The 6,054-nt window shown below is 46.6% G+C and carries 8 protein-coding genes and 1 pseudogene; all 9 read left to right on the forward strand.

What is annotated here, in order from left to right; all coding sequences use genetic code 11:
- A pseudogene (locus tag C5684_RS08595) lies at nucleotides 1-438 on the forward strand (hypothetical protein); the annotation flags it as partial.
- 912 nt (nucleotides 439-1,350) lie between these two features.
- Nucleotides 1,351-1,911, forward strand: coding sequence for a Coiled-coil domain-containing protein (locus tag C5684_RS08600; protein ID WP_104640053.1), 561 nt, complete (start codon nucleotides 1,351-1,353; stop codon nucleotides 1,909-1,911).
- Between the two features lie 12 nt (nucleotides 1,912-1,923).
- Nucleotides 1,924-3,105: a phage capsid family protein gene (locus C5684_RS08605; protein ID WP_104640054.1), complete on the forward strand. Its 1,182-nt coding sequence runs from the start codon at nucleotides 1,924-1,926 to the stop codon at nucleotides 3,103-3,105.
- A gap of 2 nt (nucleotides 3,106-3,107) precedes the next feature.
- Nucleotides 3,108-3,464 carry a hypothetical protein gene (locus C5684_RS08610; protein WP_104640055.1) on the forward strand — a complete coding sequence of 119 codons (357 nt, stop codon included), beginning with the start codon at nucleotides 3,108-3,110 and terminating at the stop codon, nucleotides 3,462-3,464.
- A gap of 1 nt (nucleotide 3,465) precedes the next feature.
- Nucleotides 3,466-4,131, forward strand: coding sequence for a hypothetical protein (locus tag C5684_RS08615; protein WP_104640056.1), 666 nt, complete (start codon nucleotides 3,466-3,468; stop codon nucleotides 4,129-4,131).
- Nucleotides 4,128-4,529, forward strand: coding sequence for a hypothetical protein (locus C5684_RS08620; RefSeq protein ID WP_104640057.1), 402 nt, complete (start codon nucleotides 4,128-4,130; stop codon nucleotides 4,527-4,529). Before C5684_RS08615 ends, C5684_RS08620 begins: the two co-directional genes overlap by 4 nt.
- Nucleotides 4,513-5,097 (forward strand): hypothetical protein, encoded by a 585-nt coding sequence (locus C5684_RS08625; protein WP_104640058.1) that lies wholly within the window; start codon nucleotides 4,513-4,515, stop codon nucleotides 5,095-5,097. Before C5684_RS08620 ends, C5684_RS08625 begins: the two co-directional genes overlap by 17 nt.
- The gene (locus C5684_RS08630; protein ID WP_104640059.1) at nucleotides 5,094-5,843 is read left to right on the forward strand and encodes a hypothetical protein; all 750 of its coding nucleotides are present in this window, start codon (nucleotides 5,094-5,096) and stop codon (nucleotides 5,841-5,843) included. Before C5684_RS08625 ends, C5684_RS08630 begins: the two co-directional genes overlap by 4 nt.
- 9 nt (nucleotides 5,844-5,852) lie before the next feature.
- On the forward strand, nucleotides 5,853-6,054 hold a 202-nt coding region (locus C5684_RS08635), incomplete at its 3' end, for a hypothetical protein (protein ID WP_158650238.1).

Here is a 6,054-nt window from a genome sequence, read left to right on the forward strand (position 1 = left end):
TGGACTCCTTTTTTAAAGCATTCTTGCTTAGAGGAATTGGGCAAATACGCCCCCAAGCCCATTAAACCTGACTTAAAAACACGCACCCACCAACTAGAAAGAACACACCCCCGATTAAAAGCCCCGCCCCTTTGGCCAGAAGGGCGTATCTTGGTGACGATGTTGCTTGATTTAGCCTTTAGATACACCGCCAAGAGTTTTTTACATTCTGCAGACTTCCAATTCCCCCAAGTCTTTGAAGCTTTGTGCCAAGATAACTTAGCCGGTTTGCACGCTTTGCCCACTCGTTTTAAACTTTTGCCCCCAAGCGAACAAGAGGGCTTTTTAAGGGCCTTCAAGCTCAAGGGCTTACAACGCGCCTTGCAACACGCCCTAGAGCAAGCCAACTACCCGCATGCCGATGCGCTGGCTAAGAGGATTAAGGAATTGAGGGGGTAGCAGAACTAAGCTCACATTAGCTATAGTAGGGGCTTAGGGCATGTGTGCTTCTCTTTTAGCGTATTTGGAGAACTAGACTTGAGCTAGGGGTAGGGGGTATAGTGGGCGATACCCCAGAAAGAGAGGTATCACATGAAAACGCTTGTAATAGTGTTGGTGGTCATGATGGTGCTCGCTACGCCGTTATACTAGACCATAAAGGCGGGAAGTCCAGTGGGCGACCCGCCCCAACCAATGCTATTATTCCCTGTTTTTGCTTTTAGAATCATTAAGTTTAAGCAACCACTCTAGGAGAACCCCCCAAAAGGGGGGAAACCCTACACTATCTTACCCACTTGGTTTTTTTGCGTCTGATTGTGCATTTAAGCCCAAAGAAACGCACCTTGAGGTAAAATACTCGTGTAGAAGTTTTGCTATGTTTCCTCATAGCGCAACTCCTTATGAGTGTTTGCCCCCATTAGGGGGCGTTTTATTTTATCCTCTAAGAACTTAAAATCGATTGGCGTGTTAGTTGTGTTTGTTAAGTTTAAGTAAATGTGTGGCACAATGGCATCAGTGGTTACCCCCGCCCAACAGGGCGAGGGCGGTTTTTAATATAGCGGTTGTGCGAGAACCACTAAAACCACCAATACCATAAGTATTTTCATGGCAGGCTCTCCTTCCTGGAGAGTTACCCACATCCCCATCCCACGCTTAAAAGCGCATCGCCCTATCGCACAAAGAAGAGCCCAACATAGCCACGCCCTATTTTAACCCATCTTGGCTTATTTTACGCTATGCCTTCCGCTCCGCTCCATTAAACGCTCCACTGGTAGGTAGGGCTTTCGCCCTCTATATCATTAAAAGCTACGCTTTTAACCCTTGTTATTCCTTGTAGCATGTGCTTAAATAGCGCAAAAACAAGGGAAAGGTATGGCAGAACCTACTTTGCAAGATCAAGAGGTCGAGTTAGAGACCCTAAAAAGGGAGATTAAGCAAGCAGAGGACAGCCTAGAGTCTGACTTTGCTAAATACGCCGCCGAACATATCGATGCGGACCTAGAGGCGTTATTTTTTGATGACAAACCGGGTTTCATTAAGAAGTTGCTAGAAATGCAAAACCAGTTCTTGCAAGAGCAACTAGGCAGCAAGGTCGAGCGCGCTAAGCAACTGCAAGGGGAGATCACACAAAAAAAGGGCTTGGAGCAATTAGAGCAAGACAAAGCCCAATTCTTGCAAGCCCACCCCGATGCCAATATGGATGAGCTCATCAATTTTTATAATGAGGAATTGCCCCCCAAATACCAAAAGCAATTAGAAAATCTGCAAGGAGTGGAGTTTTTTAATGCCCTCTATGAACTCTTTAAAGCCTACAAGGGCGAGGCTAAAGAGCCCCAAGAGCAACCCAAAGAGGAACTCCCCCAACGCCTAGAGGGCAACACGCCAGAGAGCCCCAGCCCCTCCAATGCGGAGCTGGTGATGAATCGATTTTAAGGAGATAGAAAAATGTTAGCCGGATTGAATAACATTAACTTAGCCAACTGGAAGAGCGACCCTAATGTGAGCGTGAAAATTGGCGAACAAATTGAGCTAGCCAGCTGGCAAAAAAGCCCCTTTGAGCCCTTGACAGGTCGAGGCAGCGATAGAGGGGTTAGAACTTATATTGTGCCAGATAACCAGCCCTACCGCCCCCGCCTGAAAGCCCAGCTTAGCGGTGTGGGTGTGAAAGGCAACACCGATTTTAACGCCAATTTTGATAATTTGGAGATTTTAAGCCAAACCATTTACCCCGAAGTGGTGGGCAATGCCATTAAGTCTGAAATCAAACACTACAGCGCGATGAAACACATCGATTTTATCAAAGAGGCTAGCGATAGTTTGACCGAGTGGATACAGGCTAAACGCGATAGAGGGCTTGTGTGCGCTTTGTCCAATGATTTTACGAATGTGGTCGTGTGCGATCAAAATGACGGCTTTAAGACCCCGCAAAATGCCAATGACCCCGTAGAGAATTTGACCCAGAAAATCGCACAGGGCGATACGATGAGCGTGAAAGCCATTAGACGGGCGATTTTTCAAGCAAGAGCAGGAGTCAAGCACAATAACACCCAAGCTTTCCCCTTAAAGCCCATTAGGAGCGAGATGGTGAGCACAGGAGGGGTTAGCGTGCAAAATTACAGCTACATTATCCTCTTAGATAGTTTTGCGATCAACCAGCTTAAGGCAGACCCGGAATACCAAGAGATGCAAAAGTTTGCCGGACTAAGAGGGGATAAAAACGCGCTTTTTAGTGGGCTAATTGGCTTGATTGATAATTGCCCGGTGATTGACATGGGCGTGTGGACTTCGGTCAATGTCGGGCTTTTAAACTCTGATGTGAGCGATGATGAATTTAAAGCCAATATCAATGCCCAAAACTGCGACAAACTCACCCCGCCTAGTTTTTATGCCAATAACACGCCTCTAAGCATTGGGGCTTTAATTGGAGCCAGTGCTTTAGTTCTAGCGGGCAATGCGGCAATTAACTTCTACATCAATGAGACCGAAGATGCGGGCAGAAAGACCATTTGCGGGGTGGATAGAATCTTAGGCATTAGCAAAGCCCGTTTCACCAGCGCACAAGGGGTCAATCCCATCTATGATAATTCAGATTTTGCCGTGATTGGGCTATTTAGTTCTAAGGAGTGATCATGCAACAAAAAGTCAAAAATATCAGCTATTTATGCAAAGTCTATTTCAAGCTAGATGAAGCTAAGAAAGAACTAGCCCTCTTGCCCGCTGGAAGCGAAGTGCTCAGCGTGAATTTAGAGATTGTGACGCCTCTAATAGGGGCTAGTGTCGATATTGGGCTAGAGAGCAAACAAGATTATTTTTTAGACAATATCGATGCGGCCAACAAGGGCTTTTCCCAAAGCAGTATCTTACTCACTTCTGCCACCACCCAGACCATCAACGCCACCATTGCCAACCCAAACCCCCAAACCAACAGCCTAGCCATTTTAAGGGTGCACTATTTCCTACCCTCCGAGGTGTTATTGGAGTGTTAGCGTGTTTGGGTTTAATCCAGTAAAAAACACCGATCGGTTTTTGCAAAATAAAGTCCAAATGTATGAGAGTGCCCAAAAGATGAGCAACGCAGATAATTTTATCGAGCCCACTGCTGTTTTTAAAAAGAGTGCAGGCATAGGCTTTAGCCCCAATGGCACGGCTATGACCTACCCTAATGCTTTAAGCGGACCAACTAGCCCGGGCGGTTTTAAAACCCCCAGCTTAGGGTTAGACCAATTTAGAAGCCCTGCGGGGAACTCAAAGGGCTTTAACTCTGCTTTTGGGCAGTTTGGCAACCCGACCACTTATGCCAGTGCCCTAAATGGTGCCCAACAAGGTTTTAATAGCTTATCGATGTTTGCCAATGCCACCAGCCCCGCCCAACAGAGCACACAAAATGTCATCTTTGGCTCTAAGGGGATGATGAAAATGGGGCTAGCCCTAGAGGGCATTAACACGCTCTCTAACTTGTTTTCATTAGGGGCCAATATTTGGAGCACCAGCGAGCAGATCAAGATGGCCAAAAAGCAACACGAGCTAGCCAAAAAGCAATTTGATACCGAAAATGCGCGCTATGAGGCTAGAGAAAAGGAGCGAATCGCCAATAATGACCAAATCTCTAAGAGCGCGGCTCTTTTTGAGGCTAGCCCCATGGAGAGAGAATGACACGCCTTGTGGAATTTAGAGCTAGGGGGGTAGTCACTCTAAGCAATTTCTACGGGCTGAAAGTGTTTGAATTGGTGGTCAATGATAGTGTGCAATTACCCTTAAACCCCCCAAAAACTTACTACCGCTTCAATGACGCGTTTTTTGCAATCTGTGAGGGTGAAGGGGCTTTATATTACAAAGACTACCCCCAAGCACTCAACTTCTCCGATTTAGACCCCCTAGAGCTAGAGGGCTTTTTATTGCACCAAAAAAGCAGTTGCGATCGCGCCCAGCAACAACTGATCAAGCAGTTCATTAATGTCTATGACAAAAACATTGAAAAGGGCTTTTTATATCTCAACCCGCCCTTTTTTAGCGAGGTCGAAAGGGAATTATTTTATGCTCAATGCGTATGATGTCATTGCCCCCCTAAGGGCGCGCTTGAAAGATGAGAACTTTTCAGATTTGCGTTTTAGCGATGGGGAATTATTAGATAATCTCAACAAGTGCGCCAGCGCGCTTATTTTAGAATTCCAGCTAAACCGCACCCAAAAGCTCAAAAGTCTAACCCATTCTAGCCCCTTTTTAAAAGCCCCTTATCTTTTAGGCATCATTGAGGCTAAGTTCAACAACACGCCCCTAAGGGAGCGCACTTGCGAGCACAAAAATACGGGCAATTTAGCCCTCTATGTGCAGGGGGATAGCTGCTCTGTTACGCCCTTTAAAGAAGGGCATTTAAGCGTGATTTACACCGCTTACGCCCCCCTAGAGGACACTTCCCAAAGTCTGCCCCTCCCCCCCATTGCCCTAGATGCGCTTTTATATGGCGCGCTTTTAGCCCTCCTAGAAGTGCCCACCGATGAGCAGAACTATAATAAGATGGTTTTCTTCCAAAATCTCTACAAAGAAGCCAAGAATAAGCTAACGCTTTATCTCAACCGCTTGTACAGCACGCAGACCACCAGCAAGGTCGTTCGCATATGAATGTGAATCGCTTTATTAGAAATTTCTTAGAAATTAGACAGGCTCTAGGCACGCAGAATTTCCCCAGCAAGGAGATTAATAATATCTGTTTGCAAGCGGCTATCGAGTATGAAAAACTCTATTTGCAAGAAGCCCAAAACAACCTAGCCGAGGAGCAAATGCGCGCTAAGATGGAAATAGACTACTTAAGCGCCCAATACAACTTACAAGCCCTCAAAGCCCAAACGCTAAATGCCTTGATCCAGTGCCAGAGTATGCTAAGGAGCTTGAAAGATAATGCCGCCATCAACCGCGCCAATGCGTATGTGAGTTTTTTAAATGTGGTGGGCAATGCCAACAACACCAGCGCGCTCAAAGACCACGCCGAGAATGTGATCCGCACCATTAATCGGATCGGCATTGTGGGCGATGATGCCCTTTTAAACACCCTTTTAGACCAACTCACCCAAGAGCTAGACAAACTTAACCGCCTTGAAGGGGCTAGCGAGCAAGTGCAGATTTTTGCCCAAAGTTTAGAGACTCTGATCAACCACCCGGTGAAACTCTGGGGTTTTAGCACGCTCAAAAACGCCCAAGAGTGTTTTTTAGTCGATGGGCAAGAGGTGAGCGCGTCTAATAGCTTTTTATTCAAGGCTAAAGAGCCCAAAACCTATAAAATCACCTTTAAAAGCCAAAACGCCCAGCAAGAGGCTAGCAAGAGCTTAGACATTGTGGTGGGTGATGACAAGTTTAAAGCTTTAAGATAAGGAGAAGACATGGCCGACCCCAAAGACCCCCAAGCTTTCCAAAGAGTGGGAATCGCCCAAGTGGTGGATGTGAATAACCAAACCACGCCCGATCCTACCCAGCTCCAACACCCACAACCCGACCAGCCCCAAGACTTAGCCCAAGCTTTAGAGGCGGCTAAACTTGCCCAAGCAAAAGCCCAAGCCCAACAACAACCCCCACCCCCTGCAC

Source organism: Helicobacter bizzozeronii (assembly GCF_900196775.1).
Taxonomy (GTDB): Bacteria; Campylobacterota; Campylobacteria; order Campylobacterales; family Helicobacteraceae; genus Helicobacter; species Helicobacter bizzozeronii.

Bases quoted from the DNA above. Each gene is read 5' to 3' on its own strand.
- C5684_RS08600 (WP_104640053.1), top strand. From the start codon at position 1,351: ATGGCAGAACCTACTTTGCAAGATCAAGAGGTCGAGTTAGAGACCCTA.
- C5684_RS08605 (WP_104640054.1), top strand. From the start codon at position 1,924: ATGTTAGCCGGATTGAATAACATTAACTTAGCCAACTGGAAGAGCGAC.
- C5684_RS08610 (WP_104640055.1), top strand. From the start codon at position 3,108: ATGCAACAAAAAGTCAAAAATATCAGCTATTTATGCAAAGTCTATTTC.
- C5684_RS08620 (WP_104640057.1), top strand. From the start codon at position 4,128: ATGACACGCCTTGTGGAATTTAGAGCTAGGGGGGTAGTCACTCTAAGC.
- C5684_RS08625 (WP_104640058.1), top strand. From the start codon at position 4,513: ATGCTCAATGCGTATGATGTCATTGCCCCCCTAAGGGCGCGCTTGAAA.
- C5684_RS08630 (WP_104640059.1), top strand. From the start codon at position 5,094: ATGAATGTGAATCGCTTTATTAGAAATTTCTTAGAAATTAGACAGGCT.